At 55.6% G+C, this 23,922-nt stretch carries 27 protein-coding genes; 25 read left to right on the top strand and 2 right to left on the bottom strand.

Annotated features, from left to right (window positions below; translation table 11 throughout):
• Positions 1 to 587 precede the first annotated feature (587 nt).
• The 21 genes from WC370_08385 to WC370_08285 all read left to right on the top strand — a co-directional run bounded on the left by WC370_08385 (position 588) and on the right by WC370_08285 (position 19,286).
• Positions 588 to 1,565, top strand: a complete 978-nt coding sequence (locus WC370_08385) for a hypothetical protein (protein MFA5309482.1) — start codon at positions 588 to 590, stop codon at positions 1,563 to 1,565.
• Positions 1,566 to 1,703: 138 nt separating this feature from the next.
• Positions 1,704 to 2,579 carry a hypothetical protein gene (locus WC370_08380; protein MFA5309481.1) on the top strand — a complete coding sequence of 292 codons (876 nt, stop codon included), beginning with the start codon at positions 1,704 to 1,706 and terminating at the stop codon, positions 2,577 to 2,579.
• Positions 2,580 to 2,757: 178 nt separating this feature from the next.
• Positions 2,758 to 3,702, top strand: a complete 945-nt coding sequence (locus WC370_08375; GenBank protein MFA5309480.1) for a hypothetical protein — start codon at positions 2,758 to 2,760, stop codon at positions 3,700 to 3,702.
• A gap of 69 nt (positions 3,703 to 3,771) precedes the next feature.
• The gene (locus WC370_08370; GenBank protein ID MFA5309479.1) at positions 3,772 to 4,596 is read left to right on the top strand and encodes a hypothetical protein; all 825 of its coding nucleotides are present in this window, start codon (positions 3,772 to 3,774) and stop codon (positions 4,594 to 4,596) included.
• A gap of 103 nt (positions 4,597 to 4,699) precedes the next feature.
• Positions 4,700 to 5,896, top strand: a complete 1,197-nt coding sequence (locus WC370_08365; protein MFA5309478.1) for a DNA double-strand break repair nuclease NurA — start codon at positions 4,700 to 4,702, stop codon at positions 5,894 to 5,896.
• A 45-nt stretch (positions 5,897 to 5,941) separates the two neighbouring features.
• Positions 5,942 to 6,541, top strand: a complete 600-nt coding sequence (locus tag WC370_08360) for a hypothetical protein (protein MFA5309477.1) — start codon at positions 5,942 to 5,944, stop codon at positions 6,539 to 6,541.
• A 406-nt stretch (positions 6,542 to 6,947) separates the two neighbouring features.
• Positions 6,948 to 7,757, top strand: coding sequence for a hypothetical protein (locus WC370_08355; GenBank protein ID MFA5309476.1), 810 nt, complete (start codon positions 6,948 to 6,950; stop codon positions 7,755 to 7,757).
• Between the two features lie 195 nt (positions 7,758 to 7,952).
• Positions 7,953 to 8,303 carry a DnaJ C-terminal domain-containing protein gene (locus WC370_08350; GenBank protein MFA5309475.1) on the top strand — a complete coding sequence of 117 codons (351 nt, stop codon included), beginning with the start codon at positions 7,953 to 7,955 and terminating at the stop codon, positions 8,301 to 8,303.
• Between the two features lie 328 nt (positions 8,304 to 8,631).
• A complete protein-coding gene (locus tag WC370_08345; GenBank protein ID MFA5309474.1) occupies positions 8,632 to 9,216 on the top strand; it encodes a hypothetical protein in 585 nt (194 codons plus the stop codon).
• Between the two features lie 148 nt (positions 9,217 to 9,364).
• The gene (locus WC370_08340) at positions 9,365 to 9,823 is read left to right on the top strand and encodes a GNAT family N-acetyltransferase (GenBank protein ID MFA5309473.1); all 459 of its coding nucleotides are present in this window, start codon (positions 9,365 to 9,367) and stop codon (positions 9,821 to 9,823) included.
• A 164-nt stretch (positions 9,824 to 9,987) separates the two neighbouring features.
• Positions 9,988 to 11,610 (top strand): ATP-binding protein, encoded by a 1,623-nt coding sequence (locus WC370_08335; protein MFA5309472.1) that lies wholly within the window; start codon positions 9,988 to 9,990, stop codon positions 11,608 to 11,610.
• Between the two features lie 191 nt (positions 11,611 to 11,801).
• Positions 11,802 to 12,635 (top strand): patatin-like phospholipase family protein, encoded by an 834-nt coding sequence (locus WC370_08330; protein MFA5309471.1) that lies wholly within the window; start codon positions 11,802 to 11,804, stop codon positions 12,633 to 12,635.
• A 121-nt stretch (positions 12,636 to 12,756) separates the two neighbouring features.
• Positions 12,757 to 13,428 (top strand): lysophospholipid acyltransferase family protein, encoded by a 672-nt coding sequence (locus WC370_08325; GenBank protein ID MFA5309470.1) that lies wholly within the window; start codon positions 12,757 to 12,759, stop codon positions 13,426 to 13,428.
• Positions 13,400 to 14,263, top strand: coding sequence for a 4-hydroxy-3-methylbut-2-enyl diphosphate reductase (ispH, locus tag WC370_08320; protein MFA5309469.1), 864 nt, complete (start codon positions 13,400 to 13,402; stop codon positions 14,261 to 14,263). The genes WC370_08325 and ispH overlap by 29 nt, the downstream gene beginning before the upstream one ends.
• A gap of 79 nt (positions 14,264 to 14,342) precedes the next feature.
• Positions 14,343 to 14,906, top strand: coding sequence for a type II toxin-antitoxin system antitoxin SocA domain-containing protein (locus tag WC370_08315; GenBank protein MFA5309468.1), 564 nt, complete (start codon positions 14,343 to 14,345; stop codon positions 14,904 to 14,906).
• Positions 14,907 to 15,311 carry a hypothetical protein gene (locus tag WC370_08310; protein ID MFA5309467.1) on the top strand — a complete coding sequence of 135 codons (405 nt, stop codon included), beginning with the start codon at positions 14,907 to 14,909 and terminating at the stop codon, positions 15,309 to 15,311.
• A 178-nt stretch (positions 15,312 to 15,489) separates the two neighbouring features.
• A complete protein-coding gene (locus WC370_08305; GenBank protein MFA5309466.1) occupies positions 15,490 to 16,647 on the top strand; it encodes an acyl-CoA dehydrogenase family protein in 1,158 nt (385 codons plus the stop codon).
• Positions 16,644 to 17,429, top strand: a complete 786-nt coding sequence (locus WC370_08300) for an electron transfer flavoprotein subunit beta/FixA family protein (protein ID MFA5309465.1) — start codon at positions 16,644 to 16,646, stop codon at positions 17,427 to 17,429. The genes WC370_08305 and WC370_08300 overlap by 4 nt, the downstream gene beginning before the upstream one ends.
• 182 nt (positions 17,430 to 17,611) lie before the next feature.
• Entirely contained in the window at positions 17,612 to 17,815 is a 204-nt protein-coding gene (locus WC370_08295) for a 4Fe-4S binding protein (GenBank protein MFA5309464.1), read from the top strand.
• Between the two features lies 1 nt (position 17,816).
• Positions 17,817 to 18,995 carry an electron transfer flavoprotein subunit alpha gene (locus tag WC370_08290; protein ID MFA5309463.1) on the top strand — a complete coding sequence of 393 codons (1,179 nt, stop codon included), beginning with the start codon at positions 17,817 to 17,819 and terminating at the stop codon, positions 18,993 to 18,995.
• Between the two features lie 84 nt (positions 18,996 to 19,079).
• Positions 19,080 to 19,286 (top strand): hypothetical protein, encoded by a 207-nt coding sequence (locus WC370_08285; protein MFA5309462.1) that lies wholly within the window; start codon positions 19,080 to 19,082, stop codon positions 19,284 to 19,286.
• A 250-nt stretch (positions 19,287 to 19,536) separates the two neighbouring features.
• Here WC370_08285 and WC370_08280 read toward each other — a convergent pair whose 3' ends face one another.
• Positions 19,537 to 19,971 (bottom strand): hypothetical protein, encoded by a 435-nt coding sequence (locus WC370_08280; protein ID MFA5309461.1) that lies wholly within the window; start codon positions 19,969 to 19,971, stop codon positions 19,537 to 19,539.
• Positions 19,972 to 20,091: 120 nt separating this feature from the next.
• Here WC370_08280 and WC370_08275 point away from each other — a divergent pair, with 120 nt between their 5' ends.
• The 4 genes from WC370_08275 (at position 20,092) to fabG (ending at position 23,196) form a co-directional block, all read left to right on the top strand.
• Positions 20,092 to 20,601 (top strand): DUF177 domain-containing protein, encoded by a 510-nt coding sequence (locus WC370_08275; GenBank protein MFA5309460.1) that lies wholly within the window; start codon positions 20,092 to 20,094, stop codon positions 20,599 to 20,601.
• Between the two features lie 49 nt (positions 20,602 to 20,650).
• Positions 20,651 to 20,854, top strand: a complete 204-nt coding sequence (rpmF, locus tag WC370_08270; GenBank protein MFA5309459.1) for a 50S ribosomal protein L32 — start codon at positions 20,651 to 20,653, stop codon at positions 20,852 to 20,854.
• A 107-nt stretch (positions 20,855 to 20,961) separates the two neighbouring features.
• Positions 20,962 to 21,888 (top strand): ACP S-malonyltransferase, encoded by a 927-nt coding sequence (gene fabD / locus WC370_08265; protein MFA5309458.1) that lies wholly within the window; start codon positions 20,962 to 20,964, stop codon positions 21,886 to 21,888.
• Positions 21,889 to 22,446: 558 nt separating this feature from the next.
• Positions 22,447 to 23,196 carry a 3-oxoacyl-[acyl-carrier-protein] reductase gene (gene fabG / locus WC370_08260; protein MFA5309457.1) on the top strand — a complete coding sequence of 250 codons (750 nt, stop codon included), beginning with the start codon at positions 22,447 to 22,449 and terminating at the stop codon, positions 23,194 to 23,196.
• Positions 23,197 to 23,203: 7 nt separating this feature from the next.
• Here the strand turns inward: fabG and WC370_08255 are convergent, their stop codons facing one another.
• Positions 23,204 to 23,917 (bottom strand): phosphoribosyltransferase family protein, encoded by a 714-nt coding sequence (locus WC370_08255; protein MFA5309456.1) that lies wholly within the window; start codon positions 23,915 to 23,917, stop codon positions 23,204 to 23,206.
• Positions 23,918 to 23,922: the final 5 nt, after the last annotated feature.

Raw genomic sequence — 23,922 nt, 5'->3', positions numbered from 1 at the left:
CCTGGATAATCTGCTCTTCAGTGTACTTCTTGCGCTGCATTTCGAGTCCTCCCGTTCGCTATATTCTAGCAGAGAACTCTAAGAGCCAATGGCATTATTTACGGGGGAAAGGTCACAAGGATTCTCCAATCCTTTATGGGCCTATTTTGCACAAGATTACGTTGTTCAATGGAAAGACTGGGGTGGAAATGAATTTTTCATCCAAAATAGCTTGGGACAGCTGCTTCCGAACAACGGGGTTATATCAGGTGGCCTTGAGAATGGTGGGACAGCCGCTTGGCACTTGGACAAAGTCCCTGTTGCACAGTAATTTATTTTTAGGTAATAATTGAGAATAATATCGTGTTTTACGGACAATATAGCAGTTGGGATTATTCGAGAATTTTCACCTCAACTGGTTCCAATTTTCGATAAAATACTATTCAAGTTCAACCGTATTATTTTAAACATAGATTGATTGAGAGTATAATATGTAACTGAAAAACATGAAGAATAATATAATTCGGATAATAGCCATAATAGCGTTTATAACATCCCTATCGGTAGCCACCGGTTCCTGTACCACACCGTTATCATTGGAAAACTCGATGGTGCAGATATGGCTGCCAGATGCCGCTGAAGACAGCCCGCTGGCTTACGGCCTGGCGGTAGGCGATGGCAGCCAGATATTGACCGTCATCAACTATGAAGGTGATATCCCCGATGATTTATTAGTAGGTTTGCCGGGAAAAACCAGGTATCATGCCTCCGTACAGGCCATCGACCCGCGTAACAGCGCCACTTTACTCAAGCTGGAAGATGCCGGCCTGCCGGCGATTGTCATTGGCGCCCCTGATGCCTTTAAGTCAGGAAGTGAGGTTGTTATATATGGCTGGCCAGGCCCTGATTATAATAAACTTGAAAAGCGGAAAGCGTTTTTCCGTGGTTATGGGTTCATTGCCGACCAGGAAGAAGGAACATACGTAGCATATCCAGGAGCGGCAGTCACTGATAAAGATGGTAAAGTCATTGGAGTAATCGGAACATTTTATGATGCCTTCACCATCAGACTCGGCTATCCAGGCATGACTCCGCCCGTCATCGATATTCATGACGCCCTGGAATTGCTCTCCCCGGATGCCACCGGGCAGCCGTGGGCTAAAGGCCCGGTCTATTCGCTTATCACCACCAGAGAAAGCGTCACCGGTCGTGCGCCTTCAGCACCGCCGCCGGAAAATTTTATCAAGATTACAATGGCTTTACAATCGCTATTTTCTAAGATGGGCGAGACTTTGCCGGATAGCGAACTCCCGACCGATTACCGCAGCATGAGTTGGGGCGCTCCGGATACCCTTGACGGCACACTGTTTACCGTTACTTACCCGCGGCCAGTTGAATTGCTAAACACATCTGGCCGGGTGGTGACTGAAGCCAGGTGGGTGAGTATCCAGTGGGGCAGGGGGGAGGATAAAGAGAACCGGGCCTTTTACGGCCATTTCAACCGGGGCAGCGCCGTGGTGGACGGAGGATTCCTGCTTAGTAGTGATACCGCCGAGCTTGAAAACGCTATAACTCCGATTGACTAAACACCCCTCCTCCCCCCATTCTTGAGTTACCCTCCTTCATGTTCTATACTAAAGTAAAAGGAGCGCAGCTTACGTGTCTTTAGATTTATCCAGGGCGGCGGCGCGGTTACCTGAATAAAAAATCGGGTGGGCTTTGGTATGAGACATGTCAGGAAATATTGCGTCCTGTTCCTCACCGCCTTACTCTTGTTATCCGTCGGCTGCACCGGGAGCGGGACACAATATATAAAAGGCGCGTCCGGCGCTGAAGCGGAACTGGTTTTAGCCACGGATTTACCTGATTTCTCTCAGACAGTCATGAGCTATAAAATACTGCCCCCGGATGTGACCGAGGCATCGGCAGCCGCTTTGGGCGCCGGTTTCGGTTTCACCGGCCAGGCGGGCCCTATCGACCCCGGCATGATCGGCATGTCTAACCCGGAAAAGCAGGAAATTTTTCAGATATTCACGGCTTCCGGCGCGATAGAATACACCTGCCTGGATATAGTGGATTCATTATCGCCGGCTTTACCCGGTAACGGGGAGGCGGTAGATATCGCCACGGAGTTTTTGCAGTCTACCGGTTTATGGCACGCTGACCTGGCCGCCGGTGACGCCGTGGTCGGGGGGACTTTTGAGGGTGTGACTTCCCATCTCCTGGTACGCTTTACGCGTTATGTCAATGGCTATCCCCTGACCGGCCCCGGTAATAAGTTCGGTGTAAGAATCGGTGATAAAGGGAAAGTAATCCGGTTGCTGGCAAGATATGACGAGCTGGCACAGGACAAAGAAGTCCAAATCATCGAGCCTGAAGTCGCTTACAGTAAACTTCAGACTGGTGACGGTATTTTCACTTTTCCGGTTGACTGCACCAAGGTCGTTATCACTGATATTTCTTTAGGTTATTACCTGGTAAGTATCAGCGAGCGGCAGGATACCCTGACACCGTATTATATCTTTAAAGGCGAGTGCCGGGATGCCGGGGACAACCTGCTGGAAGAGTTTACCGGCTGGGTCGATGCCGTTTCCCGGTAATTGACTTGAACCGCCTTTACCAGCACTGCGGTCTAGGATACCGCCGTATGGTCGCCGCTCCGGCGTTTCATACCATCTACCCTATCTTTTTACACCCGGACACGTTTTATAAGTGAAGGCAAAAGTAGTTTTCAGGTTATAATAGATGTACCTGCGTTTACTTTGAAGGAGAATCTATATGTGTAAATCCAGAACCGGCCGCGCCCTGGCTTTGCTGCTGGGGGCCGTCTGCCTGATGTCTTTCGGTTTACTGGGCTGCGGCCAGGCGGCGGCCGCGCCGAATGCCCTTCAGCTTATAGACAAGACGGTAGCCGCCGCGGCTAAGGTCAAGTCCTTTAAACTGGATACGTATCTGACGGAAAACTACATCGTCACCGGCGTGTCCGATAACTCCGTAACCACGGATTCCTGGCAGTTCACCGCCCAAAAACAGGTGGACGTGGCTAATAAAAAACTGTACCAGGTCCTGGATAATTACAGCCTGTCCGGCTCCGGCAGCTCATCTTTCGCCATGACAAGCTATATCGCCGGGGAGTGGGAGTACTACTGCCAGAGCCAGCCCTGGCTGAGCACCCCTGCCGTGACCTGGAACAAGACCAGCCTGGAGGCGGAGCCCTCCGCCTGGGAGAAGAGCGTCCAACTCCAGCCCCAGGTAGACCTGCTGCAAAACTCCCAAATACTCGGGGATGTAAAGACAGTCTCGGAGGACGGTCGCCAGTACTTCGTAATCGACCTGCTTCCCTCGGCATCCGCCGCGGCGGACTGGGTGCTTTCCCAGCAGCAGCGGTTCGGGTCCAGTCTGGGCTGGTTCCGCACCGGCACGGAAAGGTCGCGGGAGATATACGCCAAAGCCTATACCGGCGGCAGCGTCCGACTCTGGATAGACCAGAAAAACGACTTGATAGTTAAGGCGGAAACCAATCTGCTCTTCGACGCGGTGCCGGGCAACATTATGCGCGGGGACACTGGCCTGATGGTAGCCGCCGGGCAGGAAAACTCGGAGGATGTCGGGTTCACTCACATCCTGCGCAGCTTCAGCGGGCACTGGGAGTTTTCCGACTATAACCAGTCGGTCAGTATCGAGCTGCCGGCGGCGGCACTGAATGCCACGGAACACCCCTGAAAAACGCCCGCCTTGAGTTACCCTTTAGTGATATAATGTAGCTTACAAATCCTTTGAGGGGGCTGATAAATGATACACATCAGGAAATGTATCGCCCTGTTCCTCACCGCCTTACTATTATTGCCCCTCGGCGTATCCTGTGATAAAGAAACCATAACATCCTCTTCAGGGATTACCAGTGACGCAATAAAGGTATTGCCCCCCGGTTTGAATATGTTCATATCGCCGGAAATAAAGGGGCAGGAGAAAATCATGGCGGTAAGTTCACAATACGACTGGACGCTGCAATGCGATGCCGCTTGGCTGGAAATATCCCCCAAAAGCGGCCCGGCCCTTTGGAATACCAAGGTAACAGTAAAAATCAAAGATGAAACGCTGCCGCCCGGCGCCTACATAACGGAAATATCAATCAAAAACAAAGCCAAATACTCAATTTCGGTACCGGTAGAGCTAGAAGTGCTGACCGAGCAATACGGGCAAATCTTTGATATTCCGGTGGAAATGACCTTTACCGACCTGACGCCCGGCGCCACGGAGTTTTCAACTTTAACGGTAAAAGTGGGAACGCTGCAAAACCCCGTATCCACTTTCTTTGACATCGGGAAATACTACGCCGCCGGTGACCCCTGTATCATCGTTTGTGGAGAATTCAGGAATAACACGGATAACACCACCTATATAACGATGCGGGGAACAGGCTATGATGCTGCCGGAACACCGATAAGCCGGTGCTTATCCGTGGGGCGGCTGGAGGGCATGGGTGAATTCAGTATTCCCGCGCACGGCAGCACTGCTGTTGAACTATTGATGAGTTGGTCAGGCGACCTGGCATACATTGAAATATCAACCGCTATTCATGAAAGCCTGTTGTACCCCTTACCCACGGAGCAGTAAAACTGAACAATAATATTAGCATGCATAAAATTAGCAATCAATATACCATCATTGAGTTACCCTCCTTCATGTTCTATACTAAAGTAAAAGGAGTGTAACGCGAGTGTCACTGGATCTGACCGCCGTGGCGGCGCAGATAATCAGCATGATAGCCGGCCTCAAAGGTTCCCGCGCGGAGCAGGATAAGCGCTTGCGCTACGCCCTGGACACCATAAACAGCCCGGCCATCGACCTGGCAGCCCTGCAAAAGAAAATCAAGGACGGCCAGACCACCTGGCTGGTGGCAAACATCGTGGAGGGGCTGAATAAGCGTTATGCTTTGCCCCCCGCCCCGCCGGACTTCAACGTCATCGCCACGGACGGCTCCCATATAGACGTGGACCGGCACCACGCCACCCGCTGCTACCTGATTAATGTGGGGTCGGTGCGGCTGCAATACGGGAGCAGGCCGGACGCCATGCTCGCCAGCACGCCCCGCCTGTACTCTGAAGAAAGCGACCTGGCCATCACGCCGCCAGGCGGGGGACGGGAACAGGCCATCGAGGGGAATATCCTGGGGGCCAAACGCTCCATCGAGGAATGCCGCGGCCTGGCGGAACTGGCCGCCGGCTTACCGCCGGAAAGCAAAACCCTGGCGCTGCTGGACGGCACGCTGATTTTATGGGGGCTGGAGGCTTACCCGGACTTCGTGACGGACGCGCTGCTGCACAACGGCATGCTCAAGCAACTGGACGCGCTGCAAAAGCTCAACCAGGACCGGCGACTCTCTCTGGCCAGCTACATCAGCTTCCCCCGCAGCACGGACGTTTTGAACGTTTTGAGGGTTGTCGTCTGTCCCCACGGTGTGCCCGACTGCGATAAGCACTGCCCGCCGGAAAAGGGGCGGGACTGCGACGGGCTGGCGGGCGTGCGCGACCGCGATATATTCATCAATTTACTTAAAAACGGGGAAAGGTCGGCGCTGTTCATCAGCCCTTCCAAAGTCGTCAAAGAGCATTACGGCCAACACCAGGTGCATTTCTTCTACCTGAGAGCGGAGGATGAAATCGCCCGCATCGAAATCCCGAAGTGGGTGGCGGAGGATGAAACGCTTTTGAACCTGACGCACACTTTGGTCTACGACCAGTGTAAACGCGGGCAGGGCTATCCGGTGGTGCTATCGGAGGCGCACGAGCAGGCGGTGGTCACCGGCGCGGATAGAGAAAACTTCTGGGAACTGGTAGAATCAACACTGATAGAAGGCCACCTCGATAGCTCATCTTCAGCCAAGAGCGCCAGCAAGAGGACGAGGTGGATTTAAGGGAAAACTCCAAGCTCTAGTATCTGGACTCTAGACGGGGGAAACATGAAAAAACTGCTGGTAATATCACTGGTAATCATGGTCCTGCTGCTCAGCGCCTGCGGCGGCCCGGCGGCCGCCACGAAAAAGATAACCTTAGGCGATTACGTTACGGTGCTGGACTCGTCCAAGATTCTGCCGGACTGGTTTGAGCCGATCAACGTCGTGTCGGAGGGGCTATCGAAGTCGGACATGGGACTGGACGGGAACAGCAGTGAAATTACCGCCTACATATCACAGCTCCCCTACCAGGTAATATACAGCTACCTCGCCATCATCGAAGACGCGGCGGATCGCGCCACCGCCGTCGACCAGTTTACCGACGAGACGTACCTGAACCAAATGATCAAGATGAGCCTGACCGCCGGATTCAGCCAGTCGGAGGATATCCAGATACAGATAGATTACCCTGACCTGGGGGACGGCGCGGTGGCCGGGCAAGGCATCCTCTCCGAGTCCGGCACCGATACCTGTTTCGAGTTTTTCTGGGGACGCAGCGGCAATGTTTTCATCTACTTTTACTCGTTCTCTTACGCCGATGAAAAGCAGCCGCTGGAGCCGCTGGTCAAGGAAGCCCTCAAACGGCTCGGCAATTTTACTCAATAGACAAGGGACAATAACCAAACGGTGGAAGGAAAACAAAACATATAAATTGTCATTCCAGCGCAAGTAGTATACCCCGTATGCCAATCGGGGCTGGAATCCAGGGGGGAAAAGGGGCAGAGTGGATTACCTTACCTGACCCGGAAATGATGTAAAAGGGCATAGTATGAATTGTCATTCCAGCGAAAGTAGTATACCCCGTATGCCAATCGGGGCTGGAATCCAGGGGAAAAGGGGAGGGATGTATTACCTTACCTGACCCAGGAATGATGTAAAAGGGCATAGTATGAATTGTCATTCCAGCGAAAGTAGTATACCCCGTATGCCAATCGGGGCTGGAATCCAGGGGAAAAGGGGTGGAGTGGATTACCTTACCTGACCCGGAAATGATGTAAAAGGGCATGGATAAATGGTAAAACTTACGGCTCAACTGGTTAAAGACCTGGCGCAAGACTGGGGTGCCAGCCTCGTGGGCATCGCGCCGGTGGAACGCTTTGCGGGAGCGCCGCCCGGCCACGGCCCGCGGGACCTGATGCCGCAGTCCAGGAGCGTCATCGTGGCGGGGGTGAGAATCCCGGACCCCGTGGTGGACTACGATGAATACCACCTGAAAATGACCGAGATGCCGGAGGAGCTCGGCGTGCAGGCCAGCATCGAGAACTTCTACATGCAGATGGGCCATTACGTCGAGGACATGATGCTCAACATCATCGCGGTGCGGCTGGCCAACCGACTGGAAATCGACTATCATCAGAGGTCGCTGCCCACGCCCAACGCCCAGCATACCGGGCTGGGGCATCCGGTGATGGCCGTCCCCATGGGCTTTTTCTCCCAGCGCCACGCCGCGGTGCGGGCCGGGCTGGGGGAGTTCGGCCTGAGCGGGCTGGTCATTACGCCGCAGTACGGGCCGCGGGTGCGCTATGTCTCCGTGATTACCGAGGCGGAGCTCGAGCCCGACCCCCTGCTGGCGGTAAAGGTCTGCCTGCGGGGCAAGTGCGGCGGGGATAAAGGCCCGGCCTGCCAGCAGCAGTGCGGCCATCAAGCGATAACCCTGCGCAAAGGCGTGCAGATGGACGATATCTTTATCGATATCCCCGTGGCCCTCGACCGCCCCAAATGTGTCAGCTTCGATGGAGATAAAGGGGGATTCGGGTGCACGTTCATCGGGGCGTGCATGAGGATGTGCCCGGCGGGGAAAAAGGTAACGGGGAGGGGTTGAGAGGGAAATCCTAAAATCTAATATCTAAACTCTAAACAGTGAAAATAATATCTCACAGTTGTCATTCCAGCGCAAGTAGTATACCCCGTATGCCAATCGGGGCTGGAATCCAGGGGGGAAAAGGGGCGGGGGTATAAAGAGGAAAATCCTGAACGGGGCGGGAGAAATAATTAGTCGTTAATACGGATTGACGTGATGAATATACAAAATATAACCATAAAACCTTCAGAAGCCTTATTCGGCACCAAAAGGCTTATCACCAGAAAAGGCAAAAGGCTGGAAGTAGCCATTCCGCCGGGGGTAAAGACCGGCACTTTGGTCAAACTAAGCGGCGCCCTCCGGATAACCGACGGCTTTAATGACGACCTTTATATTCGGGTAAATGTCAGGAACACGCGTAATATCGTCTTTACCGCCGCCGCCGCCGGCCTGCTGTGCCTGGTCATCATCCTGACCATAGTACTGGCCAATCCCATCAGTGATAAAGTGCCCGCCGCGGAAAAGGCCCGGATTGACAGCGCCGTTGTATACGGCGGCGTCTTTTGACTATAATGGCTGTATCCGTCATGATGACAGTATGAATTTGACGAAACCGTAACTCTTATGTATCAGTAAAATACAGCAGGAGGTGAAACTAAATGGGCAGTAAAGGAAGAAAGAACGTCAAGAAACCCAAGGCCGGCGCCAAAGGCAAAGCGGCCCCGGAACCCAAGAAGAAATAGCACGGGGAAAATTCTAAGCACTAATATCTAAATACTAAACAATTTTCAAATGACCAAAACGGCATGTTGGCTGGGATTTTGGCGCTTTGTATTTTGATATTGTTTAGTATTTAGTGCTTAGGATTTAGAGCTTTCTCTATCAGGAGACTATCTTGGCACAAAACAAAATAGCGGAAGTAATTGAAGCGGAAACCGCGCAGTTTACCGCTCAGACCTACGAGCTTTATCCTTCGCCGGAAGGGCCATCGCTCGGCGCGCTGGTACGTACCGGTGACATTTACGGCATCGTGTGCCACGCGGAGACGTCCGGTCTGGAGCCGGGGCGCAAGCCTGTCGCCCGCGGTCGGGACGAGGCTTCCGAGGAGGCGGTCTACCGGTCCTCCCCCCAGCTATTAAAGCTTTTACGCAGCCAGTTCACGGCGGCGGTGGTGGGGTTTAAAGACGGGGAGAACGTCCTGCAATACCTGCCGCCCCAGCCCGCCCGCATTCACGGCTTTGTGTATTTATGTCAACCGGAAGAGGTTAGGGAGTTCAGCGGGGCTTTCGGCTTTCTCAACATCTTAACTAACGCGGCCCTGCCCATCCCCACCGAGGAGCTTATCGCCGCGGCTTTACGGCAGATGAGCGGGGCGCGGCAGGACGGGCGCGTTTTCCTGGTGGCGGCGGGCAAAGAGCTGGCGAATTTATTAAGCAGCGATTTTATCAGGCTCAAGAATATTTTGGGGAGACTGGTGTAAAGGGAATAAATCTCCCCTGACCCCTCTTTTTCAAAGAGGGACACCGGAATAGAGTAATACTATCGTCTCCCTTTGTAAAAGTCGAGGATTCCGTATGAGGAACGAATCGGAAGGAAATAGAGAGGGATTTCAGAAACCTCTTTAAATTATGAAAAACGTAATCCTTAAAGATTACCCTCCCCTGACCGACGGCGAGATAGCGGTGGTAGTCAAGGAAAAGCATCCGGCGGGGCTGCATAAGGGCTGGGTGCCGTTTTATGACTTCGAGATACGTTTGCGGGGGAAAGCCGATTCCATAGGCCGCATCGCCCTACGTATCGGCAACACCAGGGACCTGAAAATGTACGGCGGGCACATAGGGTATAACATAAATGAGGAATACCGGGGGCACCATTACGCCGCCAAAGGGTGTAAGCTTATCCGGCAGATAGCCCTCGATTACGGCCTGAAAACGCTTTGGATTACCTGCAACCCGGACAACCACGCGTCCCGCAAGACCTGCGAGGCATTAGGCTGCGAGATGGTGGAGATAGTGGATTTACCGGAATACAGCGACATGTACCAGGCAGGCGAAAGGCAGAAGTGCCGGTACCGGTGGAGGCTTTGAGTAATTGAGTTGTCATTCTGACGCAGGTCAGAATCCATTATAGCACTCTGTGATTTATAAGTACTTAGTAATGGATTCCCGCCCCCGATTGTCATACGGGGCAGGCTACGCGGGAATGACAGGCTGGGGGAAAGGGGAGAGGTAACTTTTTAGGGAGTCGTTTTATGGATACGGATAACAGGCAGAAGCTCGGCATAGTCACCACCGCCTCCCTGGAAAAGGGCGTGGACGTAAGGCTGGACGCGCCGGTATCCGTGGAGGATATGGTGGTGGGGCGCTATGTGACTATCGAGGGGCAGAAACGCCGGTTCTTCGGGATGATTACGGACGTGCGCCTGGGCGTGACCGACGAAAGACTGACGGTCTCCCCGCCCGATGTATCCGACCCCTTTATCGCCGAGGTGTTAAGCGGCACCTCTACCTTCGGGCAGATTCACGTAACCCCCATGCTGACCATCGGCGGGGACGCGGACACCACGCTGGAAGGGCCGCAGCCGGTCAAGACCATCCCCGCCCATTTCTCCACCGTCAACCTGGCGGCGGAACAGGATATAGAAAATGTCTTCGGCAAGGAAGACCCCCAGCGCTTCAACATCGGCAACCCGCTGGACATGGAGACCAAGCTCTGCCTCAACCTGGTGGAGTTCGTCAAGCGCTCCAACGGCATCTTCGGCAAGAGCGGCACCGGCAAGACCTTCCTCACCCGCATTTTGCTCATCGGCATCCTGCAAAAGAGCCAGGCCGTCAACCTTATTTTCGACATGCACAACGAGTACGGCTGGCAGGGCACGAGCGAAAAGGGCCCGCCGGTCAAAGGATTAAAACAGCTGTTCCCGTCCAGCGTGGCCGTCTTTACCCTGGACGAGGAGAACTCGCGGCGCAGGGGCGTCAGCACCGATGCGGTGGTAAAAATCGGCTACGACGAAATCGAGCCGGAGGACATCGTGCTGCTGCGGCAGACGCTCAACCTCACCGAGCCGGCGGTGGAAGCCGTTTACCAGCTCAAGCGCCGCTTCGGGAAGAGCTGGATACAGAGCACTCTGGAGCTGGAGGGCGGGGAGGACACCAAAGCGCTGCTGGACAGCCTGAGCATCCATGAAAGCACCTTCCAGAACCTCAAGCGCGGGCTGGGCACCATCCGGCGGCTGCCCTTTATCGAGCCCCACGCCCCCGCCGACGCCGTGAAAAACATCCTCGACCATTTGGATAGAGGCATCAACGTGGTGCTGGAGTTCGGGCGCTACCGCGATATCACCGCCTACGTGCTGGTGGCCAACATGCTGGCCCGGCGTATCTACAGTCAGTACCAGTCCCGCACGGAAAAGGCCATGGCGGAGGGCGCGGCCGCGCCCCATCCCCTGGTCATCACCATCGAGGAAGCGCACAAGTTCCTCAACCCGGAGGTATCCAGCCAGACCATCTTCGGCACCATCGCGCGGGAGATGCGCAAGTACAACGTCAGCCTGCTCGTTATCGACCAGCGCCCCTCCGGCATCGATAGCGAGGTCATGTCCCAGATGGGCACCAAGATTACCTGCCTGCTGGACAACGAGCGCGATATCGACAGCGTTTTAGCCGGTGTCTCCGGCAAGAACGAGCTGAAGTCCGTTTTAGCCCGCCTCGCCCCCAAGCAGCAGGCGCTCATCTTCGGCCACGCCGTGCCCATGCCGGTGGCCTTTCAGCCGCGGGAGTACGGCTCCGCCAAATCTTATAAAGATTTTACCGACACGGGGAAGCCGGGCGCGCCTCCGCCAAGCGATAAAGAGATAGAGGACTTGTGGAAGTAAGGCGTCACTAAAATCCCCCCTTATCCCCCCGTAGCGGCCCGCGGGGCATGTTTTCATCGCTTTGGTTACGGGGAGAAGTAATCCCCTCCTTGCCTTCACCCCTCTCCCCGCGAATCAGGACGGGCGTCATTTTATGTAAGGTGCTTTTATGATAGAATATCATTACCTGTCAGACATACCGGAGATGAAGAATGAGTAAAAATACCCCTAAGAAGAAAGTCGGCCTGGCTTTAAGCGGCGGGGCGGCGCGGGGCATGGCGCACGTGGGCGTGCTGGATGTGCTGCACGAAGCAGGCATCCCCATTGACATGATTGCCGGCACCAGCGCCGGGGCGGTGATGGGGGCGGTTTACGCTTCCGGCATGGATATGCAAAAAATGATAGAGAAGGCGCTGGACGCCAAATGGAAAAAGTTTACCCCCCTGGTGGACCCCTCTTTCCCCAAAACCGGCCTGCTCAAGGGCGCAAAAATAAAGTCGCTGCTGGCCTCGTTCATGGGCGGCGAGCTGGATTTCAAAGACCTCAAGATACCGTTTACCTGCGTGGCCACGGATATTGACACCGGCGAAGAGGTATTGATGGACCGCGGGCCGTTGCTGGACGCGCTGCGGGCCACTATTTCCGTCCCCGGCATCTTTGCCATCGTCGAACGCGGGGGGCGCTATCTGGTGGACGGGGGGCTGACCACGCCGGTGCCGGTGCACGTGGTGAAAAACATGGGGGCGGACTTCATTATCGCCGTCAACGTGAACGCGGACGTGTCCGACCGCATGGGCAAGTCCGGTATCAAACGCGTGAAAAAGCATAAAGAGCCGAACATTTTGAGCATCCTGATGCAGTCGTTCTACATCACCACCTACTCCCTGGCGCGGCGCACCATGGAAGAAGCGGACGTTATCATCGAGCCGGACATGCCGCATATCGGCACCAGTGATTTCAGCAAAGCGGAAGAGATGATAGAGAAGGGGCGGCAGGCGGCGCGGGCGGCCTTGCCGGAGATAAGGCGGAAGCTGGGGGAGGGGTAAAGAGGCAGTCTTTCCCGTTCTTCTTAACTGTCAACTGTTTACTGTAAACTGTTAACTCTCCACTATCAACTCCCCCGCCTTTGACTTTTCCCCGCCGGATAATATTAAATTATACGTAATCATGGCAGAAAAACAGCGCATGCACTGGGTCTATTACTTCGGGCGGGTGTTGATACACATCCTCGCTTTCCCGTTCGTCACCTGGAAGGTAAGGGGCAGGGAAAACCTGCCCCAACAGGGGCCGGTGCTGATAGTCTGCAACCACCTGCATATCGCGGACCCGCCTCTCGTGGCCAGCAGCATCCGGCTCAAGGCGGTATTCATGGGTAAAGAAGAGCTCTGGCACAATAAATGGACGCGCTTCTGGGTGGAGAACTTCGGGGCCTTTCCGGTTAAGCGTGACAGCTTCGATAGAGAGGCCATCCGCACGGCGGAGGAGTGGCTGGGCAAGGGATTTTCCCTGATAATATTCCCGGAAGGGGAGCGCAGCAAGACCGCTAAACTCAAGCAGGCCCTGCCCGGGGCGGCGCTCATCGCCCTGCGCACCGGCGTGCCGATACTGCCGGTAGCCATCACCGGGACAGAGAAACTTCGCAACCTTAAGTGGTGTTTCTTCCACCACCCACCTATCACCATCACCATCGGCAAGGCGTTTAATCCCCCATCCACCACCGGCAAGCCCAACCGGGTCCTGCGCCAGCGACTCTGCGACGATATCATGTATACTTTAGCGGATATGCTCCCGCCCGCTTACCGGGGGTTATATGACAGAGAAAAAAAAGATGATAATTGAAAAAGCCGGGAAGACGGGTTTCTGCTTCGGGGTGAAGCAGGCCATCAACACCCTGGAAAAAGTAGCCCGCGAGCGCGGCGGCATCGAGACGCTGGGGGCGGTGGTCCACAACCAGCAGGTGCTGCAAAAGCTGGCGGACATCGGGGTGCGGGTGGTCAACAGCATCGACGATATCCAGGGCGATGCCGTGGTCACCAGCTCGCACGGGGTCAGCCCGGACATGGAGGACAAGATCCGCGCCCGCCACAGCGAGGTCATCAGCACCACCTGCGGCAACGTGCGGCGCGCCCAGGCCGCCGCGGAAAAGCTGGCGGAGTCCGACTTCTTTGTCATCGTTTACGGGGACGCGGAACACCCGGAGGTCAAGGGCATACTCGGCTGGGTGAAGGGCCAAGGGCTGGCCACCACCGACGAGAAAGCGATAGCGGCTTTAGACCCCCTGCCCCGCAAGCTGGGTGTGCTATCACAGACCACGCAGGTGCCCGCCCACTTCGCGGAGTTCGTGAAAAAAATAATCGATCTGGCCCTCACCAAAAACTCCGAGATACACATCATCGATACCATCTGCCATGATTTAAGAGAGCGGCAGGCGGCCGCCCTGGAGCTGGCGCACCGCGCCGACCTGATGCTGGTGGTGGGGGGGCGCTCCAGCGCCAATACCAACCGCATCGCCGAGCTGTGCGCCAAAATCACCGAAACACACCTTATCGAGACCGCCGCGGACATCAAGCCGGAGTGGCTCAAGGGCAAAAAGCACGTGGGCGTAACGTCCGGGGCATCCACCGCAGAGGAAACCGTGGACGAGGTTATCAAAACGCTGGAACAGGCGGGCTGACAACTATTATTGACAAACGTGTTAAAATGATAATAGAATTAGTGTTCTATAATAACAAATTAATGATATGAGACAGAAGATGGATAAAGCTCATTCAATGTATAACGAAGTAAAAGCGACGCAGCTAGCCTCATTGCTTCTCAAGTTTAACGGCGGGAGCATGGATTTACTTAAATGCATTAAGTTGCTCTATGCTATTGAGAAAGAAGCACTGAATCAATGGTTGCGGCCAGTAATTTACGATGAATTATACTCATTACCACATGGGCAAGTTGTAAGTCAAACTCTGGATAGAGCCGAATATCGAGATCGCCCTCCAAAAACATATTGGAATAAATACTTAGTAACAAAACCGAATAATACTATTCACATTTATGAGGATTGCGGAATAGACGAGTTATCAAAAGCAGAAATAGTGCTAACCAAAGAAATATACGAGAAAAATAAACAGAAGACTCCGGAACAGCTAATGAATGAACATCATAATCCCATTCTAACTCCCGAATGGAAAAACCCCGGTCATTCTCGTATAAAAACAAAATATTCAGATTTGCTGGCTCTTTTAAATAAAACTCAAGAACAGATTGAGGAATTCGAAGCGGACCTCAAAGAGTTGGCTAATCTAGAAGCACTTACACGCTAAATGCCTTTCTCATGTAAAATCGGCGATTCATTTTATCTTCCTGATATTGGTGGGCGCCATCGTTACGTGATCCTGACTAACCCAAACAGTGACGGTAAAGTAGTCCTAGTTAATTTCACTGATTCTAGTAATGTAGATTCACCGGTAATTTTTGGACCAAGAGACGATAAACTATTATTTTCTAAACGTACTGGTATATATTACGCATATGCGCAACTTGTACCTGCAAACAAATTAAAGATATCTAAAATAGAAGGCTGGGAATTCTGCCAATTAAATAACGTTAAGAGAATTATTATAGGAGCATTCAAATCACAACATACACCTATCTTTATATTAAAAGAATTAAGCACTCAATATCCTGAAGAACATAAGCGGCACTGTACTTGGGATTTCTTATTATAGTAGGTTGGTTATTTCTGGTTACCCCCTCCTTGACTACCCCTCCCTCACTCCTTATAATTTAACTAAGTTTAGCCTACAGATACGCCTGAAGCCGTTACGCCAGTTTTTTACCGGAACAAGACAAAGCTGAGGGTACTATATTTTTTTATAAGGCACCCCGTGGAGGAGGAATTATAAATTGGACTACTTTTTAACGGAGCAGCAGCAGACCATCAAGGCGCTCGCCCGGCGCATCGCCGAGGAGAGGATTTTGCCCATCCGCGCCGAGCTCGATGAGAAAGAGGAGTTCCCCTGGGACATCGTTAAAGAGCTGGCCGCGGCGGACATGTTCCGCGTCTTCGTGCCGGAGGAGTATGACGGCCTGGGCGGCGGCTGTCTGGACCTCTGCCTGGTCACGGAAGAGCTGAGCCGGGTATGCAGCGGCATCGCCGTTACCTATGCCGCCAGCGCTTTAGGCTGCATGACGCTTATGGAGTACGGCACCGAGGAGCAGAAAAAGAAGTTTTTACCGGATATCGCCAGCGGCAGGAAGCTGGGGGCCTTCGCCATTACCGAGCCTACCGCCGGCTCCGATTCCGCCAACATCAAGACCACGGCGGAAAAGGTGGCCGGGGGCTACCTGCTCAACGGCACCAAGCAGTTTATCACCAACGGCGGCGAGGCCGAAATATACACCGTCATCGCCCTGACGGATAAATCCAAGGGCGCGCGGGGCGCCAGCGCCATCATCGTGGAGAAAGACACCCCGGGCTTTACCTTCGGGAAGAAAGAAAAGAAGATGGGCATACGCACCTCAGCCACGCGGGAGCTGGTCTTCCGCAATTGCCTGGTGCCGGAAGAAAACCTGCTCGGCAAGCCGGGGCTGGGCTTCATCCAGGCCATGCGGCTGTTCGATAAATCCCGCCCGGGCATCGGGGCGCAGGCCGTCGGGCTTTGCCAGGGGGCGCTGGAAGCCGCCACTGATTACGCCCAGGAACGCATCCAGTTTAAACAGCCCATCATCGCCCTGCCCGTGGTCCAGCAAATGCTGGCGGACATGGCCATCCAGACGGAGGCCGCCCGCGCTCTGGTTTACGCCGCCGCTAAATACGTGGACAGCGGCGCCAAAGCCGTTACGGAGTCCTCCGCCATGGCCAAGGTATTCGCCTCGGACGCGGCCATGAAAGTCACCGTGGACGCGGTGCAGATTTGCGGCGGCGCCGGCTACATGCGGGACTACCCGGTGGAAAAAATGATGCGGGACGCCAAAATCCTCCAGATTTACGAAGGCACCAACCAGATTCTCCGCGGCGCCATCGCGGTCAACCTGCGCAAGCGGAAGGCCCGGACGGCATGAACATCGTCGTCTGCCTGAAGCAGGTGCCCGGCACCACCGAGGTTAAAATCGACCCCGCCACCAATACCCTCATCCGGCAGGGCATCGAGAATATTATCAACCCCTTTGATACCTACGCCATCGAGGAGGCGGTGCGGCTCAGGGAAAAGCACGGGGGCAAGGTTACCGTAATTACGATGGGCCCGCCGCAGGCCGACGTCGCTTTGCGCGAGGCGATATCCCTGGGCGCCGATGAAGCCATTTTACTCTCCGACCGCGCTTTCGCCGGCGCGGACACCTGGGCCACCGCCAACACCCTGTCCAAAGCCGTCCTCAAGCTGGAAAAGACGGACCTGATTATCTGCGGCCGCCAGACCATCGATGGGGACACGGGGCAGGTGGGGCCGGAAATGGCGGAGATGCTGGACTACCCCTTCATCGCCTATGTCAGCCGGATAGAAGAAATCGCGGACGGTAAAATCCGCGTCAGCCGCATGATTGAAGAAGGCCACGAGGTCATGGAGACCGCCCTGCCCTGCATCATCACCGTGGCCAAAGAAATTAACATCCCCCGCCTCCCCTCTTTAAGGGGAATTATGAAGTCCAAAAGCGCCAAGATTGCCGCGTGGGGCCTTAACGAGCTGGGGGCGGACAAGGACACGGTGGGGCTGGCCGGCTCTTCCACCCAGGTGGTCAAAATTTTCTTCCCGCAGCGGGTCTCCCAGGCGGAAATTTTAAAGGGGGACGCGGCGGCGCAGGTGGACACGCTTTTGGAAAGGTTAAGGGAAGCTAAGCTGCTTTAACCAGTGTTGAAATGTCATTCTGAAGGAGCGTATTCGCTGCTTTATCGGGAAAGAATCCCGGGGAGGGGCTAAAAAAATAGATATCACCGCCCCGCCGGGACCCTCCGCGGCGTTTACCCTGAGGTACCGAAGGGCTCAGGATGACCATTATAAAAAGGGATGCTCAACTAACAGGATTAAATATGTCCGTAAAGATTGACACGTTGAAATGCACCGGCTGCGGGGTCTGCACCTTCGTTTGCCCCGTTAATGTGCTGGAGGTAATCGACATGAAATGCCGCCTGGCGGAAGGCTGTATCTCGTGCGGCAAATGCGTCGAGGCCTGTACCTTCAAAGCCATCACTTTGGAAAAGGGACCGCCCAAAAAGAAAGGCCCGAAAAAGTAACATGGGAATCATTATCGACTATGAAAAATGCGCCGTCTGCGGCAACTGCATTTCCGCCTGCCCCTTCGGGCTGATCGACCTCGTCGACGGGAAAATACAGGTAAAAGAGGGCTGCACCATGTGCGGCGCCTGCCGGGATATCTGCAATTTCCAGGCCATCACCCTGGAACAGCCGCAGACTGTCGTTAAAGCGGATGCCGGCGCCCGGGGGGTCTGGGTCTTCGCCGAGCAGCGGCGCGGCGCGTTGAAAAACGTGGGCTACGAGTTGCTGGCGCGGGGCCGGGAGCTGGCGGATACGCTGCAAACGGAGCTGTGCGCGGTCTGCCTCGGCCATGAGATCAAAGACTTGGAAAGCCTGATTGCGCAGGGCGCGGACAAGGTGTACCTGGTGGACGGCCCGGAGCTGGCGGACAATCAGGAGGACTACCTGACGCGCGGCCTGCTGGACCTGATTAAGGAACACAAGCCGGAGATAGTGCTGGCCGGCGCCACGGCGCTGGGGCGCTCGTTCTTCCCCCGGGTGGCGTCCATTTTAAATACCGGCCTGACGGCGGACTGCACCGGACTGGATATAGATACGGAAAAAAGACTGCTCCTCCAGACCCGCCCCACCTTCGGGGGGAACATCATGGCCACCATTCTCTGCCCCAACAAGCGACCGCAATTGTCCACGGTGCGCCCGCGCGTCTTTAAGAAAGCCGCCCCTGATCCCGACCGCCGGGGCCAGATTATCAAAGTGGACTTTAATAAAGAAAGCGTCACCGCCAGAACAAAACTCCTGAGCTTCGTGGAGGACATCACGGAAAAGATAAAGCTGGAGGACGCGGACATCATCGTGTCCGGGGGGCGGGGGCTGGGCAAAGCGGAAAACTTTACCGTGCTGCAGGAGCTGGCGGACTGCCTGGGCGCGGCGCTCGGCTCTTCCCGGGCGGCGGTGGACGAGGGGTGGATACCCTACAGCCACCAGGTGGGCCAGACCGGCAAGACCGTTTGCCCCAAGCTCTACATCGCCTGCGGCATCTCCGGCGCTATCCAGCATTTAGCGGGCATGCAGACCTCCGACTGTATTGTCGCCATTAACGACAACCCGGACGCCCCGATTTTCCAGGTGGCGCATTACGGCATCGTCGGCGATTTGTTCCAGGTGGTGCCGCTGATGATAAAGAAGATAAGAGGGTAGGGCTGAATCGATAACCCCATTTTACCTCCTGTTTTCTCTTGTTACTCATGGTATAATAAAGCATATCATCGCCGGGAGGCGCTTATGGTTGATACGAATACGGGACGTTTTGTTGTTACCCGTAAGGGGCAAAAAACCGGGGTGCTGCTATCTTTAAAAGAATATAACGAGCTGATGGAAGATCTGGCCGACCTGGCGATAATCGCCGAGCGCAAAAACGAACCCTCCCAGCCTTTCGACCGTGTAAAGGAGAGACTGGAACGAAAGTGGCTCAATACAAGCTCGAAATAAAGCCTAAAGCCACCAAGGAACTGTCAAAACTACCACCCGATGTAGGGCTGCGCTTGTTAAAATCTGTCGAGTCGCTCGCATCCGACCCAAGACCAAAGAAAAATCATAAGCTAAGCGGCAGTAATGATTCGTACCGTTTACGAGTCGGGGATTACCGGGTGCTTTACCAGGTAGATGATAGCACCAAATTAATCACCATCTATAAAGTCGGTCACCGCCGGGAAGTCTATCGATAATCCCAAAACCAACCTCAGTAAACCGTCAGCGTAAACCCGCGCTCTTTCGCTAAGTCGGAAAGCTCTTTGATGGCCGTGCGGGTGCCTGTCGTCAGCGGGTTCTCCGTTTGCGTTCCCAGGGCCACCCCCCACCCGCTGCTCCAGGAGACAAACTCGCCGGAGGGGACGCGTTTCAGCACGTTCTTAATGGCGTCCACACCGGTGACGTGGATATTCACCCAGCCGTCTTCACCCTCAACGCTTTCACCGGAGATAATCTCATCCAGCGTCTTGTTGCGGTTGGTGCCGGTGATTAAAGTGAAATGCCAGTCCGCGCCCTCCTGCCAGGAATAAAGCTCATAGCCCTTCATGGCATGCGGCAGCGGGCCGTCCGCCGCGGCGCCGTTACAGGCGGTAAAGACCGGCAACAGCAGCGCTATTAAAAGCAGGTACGCGATTTTCTTGTTCATCACTTTTTATAACGGCAGCGGCGAAAAAAGGTTAGCGCCACCCTCCATCTTGCCACCCCCGCCCCCTTTCCCCTATAATATTAAGTTGTGTCAGCCTTGACGGAGCGGAGGTGAGGCGGGATGGACATGAATGTATCCCAGCTATTGCGCGACCCCATCGGGTCAACGCGCGACCTGCATATAGATGAAGAGTTCGATATCACCGGGAACGGCGATAGCCACAAAATCCAGGGGGACTGCCGTTTGCTCCGCACCCAGCGCAGCATCCTGGTGAAATGCGCCCTGAAATCAGAGGTGGATCTTGTGTGCAGTCGCTGCCTGGGCAGGTTCCGCCAGCCCCTGAAAATCAAGTTCGAAGAGGAGTTTTATCCCACCCTGGACGCGCAGACCGGCACGCCGCTGCCCCCGCCGGAAGATACCAACCTCTTCACCATCGACCAGCAGCACACCCTCGATATTACCGAGGCCGTGCGCCAGTACTCCCTTTTAGCGATACCGATGAAGCCGCTCTGCAAAAAGGAATGCGCTGGCTTATGCCCCACCTGCGGGAAAAATCTCAACCAGGGAAAATGCGATTGCCCTACCGATAATACCGACCCCCGCTGGTCCCGGCTGGCGGAACTCCGGTAACCTCTGGTAAAATATAACATTAAACACGGGATAAAGAACGGAGCAAAACATGGGAGCACTACCTAAACGAAAGAAAAGCAAGTCACGCCACGACCAGCGTTTGAGCCATACCGCTGAAAAGCCGGCGGCGCTGGTGGCGTGTCCCCAGTGTCACACGATGAAAATGCCCCACCACACCTGCCCCACCTGCGGCACTTATAACGGGCGGCAGGTAGTAAAAATCAAGGAAGCCAAGAAACCCGCCGCCAAGTAATACCGCCGGCACGGAGGCATCCCCCGCCGGTATCGCCGCTGACTGAAAGCGCCGGGGGATTTCTCTACAGGCAGCTGGATTACGCCGCAGGAGGGAAATCAGCCGAGATGACGAAAGTAGCCTGGGTCTTTCCGGGTCAGGGTTCGCAGTCCGTGGGCATGTGCCGTGACCTCTACGACGCCGTAAAATCCGCCAGAGAGGTCTTTGAACAGGCGGACAAGGCCCTGGGGTTCTCCCTCTCCGGATTGTGCTTCCAGGGCCCGGAAGAAGAGCTGCGCCAGACGGTTAACGCCCAGCCCGCCCTGGTGACTGCCGGGTACGCCTGCCTGCAGGCCGCCCGGGAAATAGCGGGAGATAAATTCCCCGCCCCCTTATGCCTCGCCGGGCACAGCCTGGGCGAGTACACCGCCCTGGCCGCCGCCGGAGCGTTCGATTTCACCACCGCCGTCCGCCTCGCCCGGGAGAGGGGCCGTTTAATGCACGAGGCCGGGCAGCGGCAGCCGGGCGCCATGGCCGCTATCATCGGGCTGGATGAAAGCAAGCTGGGGGAAGTCTGTAAAGCCACGGACACCGTCATGGCCAACATCAACTCCCCGGGGCAGATAGTTATCAGCGGCGGCGCTGAAAATATTACCAGAGCCATGGCCGCCGCCACCGCCGCCGGCGCCGTGCGGGCCATCCCGCTCCAGGTCAGCGGCGCTTTTCACTCACCCCTGATGCGCCCGGCCGTGGAAGGTTTGGTAAAATACCTGGACGCCACCGCATTTAACCCCCCCGCCCCGCCCGTCATCGGCAACGTGACGGCCCTCCCGCTGACCACGGTGGACGCGGTCAGGGACGAGCTTGAACGACAGCTTACCAGCCCCGTGCGGTGGCAAAAGACCATCGAGTATATGATAAAAGAGGGCGTGACCACGTTCATCGAAATAGGGCCGGCCAAAGTGCTGACCGGGCTTATCCGGCGCATCAGCAAAGAAGCGGTCACGCAAAACATAGGGGACCTGGCGGCGGTGAACGCTTTAGCGAGTACCTGATTTTTCCTTCCCCCTTGACGGGAAAGGATTAAGATAAGGGTGCATCAAGGGAATAGTATCCGCCTGAGTCCTCCTTTTCCAAAGGGGGATAACCGGGATATCAGTGCATGAGGGACCGCGGAAATACCGTCGTCTCCCTTTTATAAAGGGAGAGTGAGTAGGATTCGGTACTCCTCTTCTCCCTTGACGGGAGAGGATTAAGGTAAGGGTGCATAAAGGGCATAATATCCGCCTGAATCCTCCTTTTCCAAAGGGGGACAACCGGGATATCAGTGCATGAGGGACCGCGGAAATACCGTCGTCTCCCTTTTATAAAGGGAGAGTGAGTAGGATTCGGTACTCCTCTTCCCCCTTGACGGGAAAGGATTAAGATAAGGGTGCATCAAGGGAATAGTATCCGCCTGAGTCCTCCTTTTCCAAAGGGGGATAACCGGGATATCAGTGCATGAGGGACCGCGGAAATACCGTCGTCTCCCTTTTATAAAGGGAGAGTGAGTAGGATTCGGTACTCCTCTTCTCCCTTGACGGGAGAGAGAATTATTTTGAAGGGGCGATAAAATGGACCTCTCGGGAAAAGTAGCTATCGTGACGGGCAGCGCCCGCGGCATCGGCAAGGCTATCGCGCTGAAACTGGCGGAAGTTGGGGCGGATGTCGTCGTCAATGATATCGCCGCGGCCGCGGCCACGCTGGAAGACACCGCCGCGGAAATCAGGGCGCTGGGACGTAAATCCCTGGCCGTCACCGCCGATGTCAGCGCGGCGGCGGATGTCAACCGCTTTATCGAGACCGCCGCGACCACGATGGGGCGCATCGATATCCTGGTGAACAACGCCGGCGTCACCCGCGACCAGCTTATCATGCGCATGACGGACGAGGACTGGGACACCGTGCTGAACATCGACCTCAAGAGCGCTTTCCTCTGCTCCCGGGCGGTCATACGCCACATGATGCGGCAGCGCTGGGGGAGAATCATCAGCATCGCCAGCATCGTCGGCATCACCGGCAACGCCAGCCAGGCCAACTACGCCTCGGCCAAGGCGGGCGTCATCGGCCTGACCAAGTCCATCGCCAAAGAGATAGGTTCCCGGGGCATCACCGCCAACGCCATCGCCCCCGGCTTTATCGAGACGAAGATGACCGAACAGCTGGACGAGAAACACCGCCAGGCGATGCTGCTGCGCATTCCGCTGGGCAGCACCGGCACCCCGCGCGACGTGGCCGAGGCCGTGGCTTTCCTGGCCTCGGAAGAGGCGAGGTACATCACCGGGCAGGTGCTGGGCGTGGACGGGGGCATGTCCCTGGGTTAAGACAGAATCAGTCCAGGTTTCGTTTTCTCTCCGGCAGCTGAATCCGGCCGCCGTTGCGCCGCAGCCGCCATTCCTTGAGGCAGTTCAATACCTCGTTATCCGTGATGTCCTGCCAGTAGCGGTAGTAGTCCGAAACGTAGAATTCCTTCTCGCTGCCGACGGCGCAGGTCACCAGCATATCGGCCACCTTCTGGATTTCCCGCACCACGGCTTCCGGCCCCACCGGCACAGCGGCGATTATTTTGGCCGGTTTGCGGTGCCGCAGGGAGGCGATGGCGGCGCGCATGGTGTAGCCGGAGGCCAGGCCGTCATCCACCACGATGACCGTGCGCCCGGTGACGGAAAGCGGCGGGCGGTCTTTATGGTATAAAAGGCTGCGGTGGCGGACGTTGGAGCGCACCTGGGTAACCTGGTAGTCTATCTGCTGCTTGCTCAGCCCGGCCTGCTTGACGATTGCCTCGTTGAGGATGGTGGTGCCGTCATCGGTGACGGAGCCGAACCCGCCCTCCGGGGATAAGGGGAGGGGTATTTTACGGGATATTATGAGGTCGAAGTCCGCCCCGATAGCCACGGCGATGCCCAGCGCCACGGCCACGCCGCCGTTGGGGATGCCCAGCACCATGGCTTTCTCACCGGCGTATTCCTTGAGCTTTTCCGCCAGCTTGCGCCCGGCGTCATAGCGGTTTTCAAAAAGCGGCTCGATGTTAGAATGGCGTATCAAAATCG

Source organism: Dehalococcoidales bacterium, from assembly GCA_041652735.1.
Lineage (GTDB): Bacteria > Chloroflexota > Dehalococcoidia > Dehalococcoidales > RBG-16-60-22 > RBG-13-51-18.
This window is presented reverse-complemented; position numbering and strand designations above follow the sequence as displayed.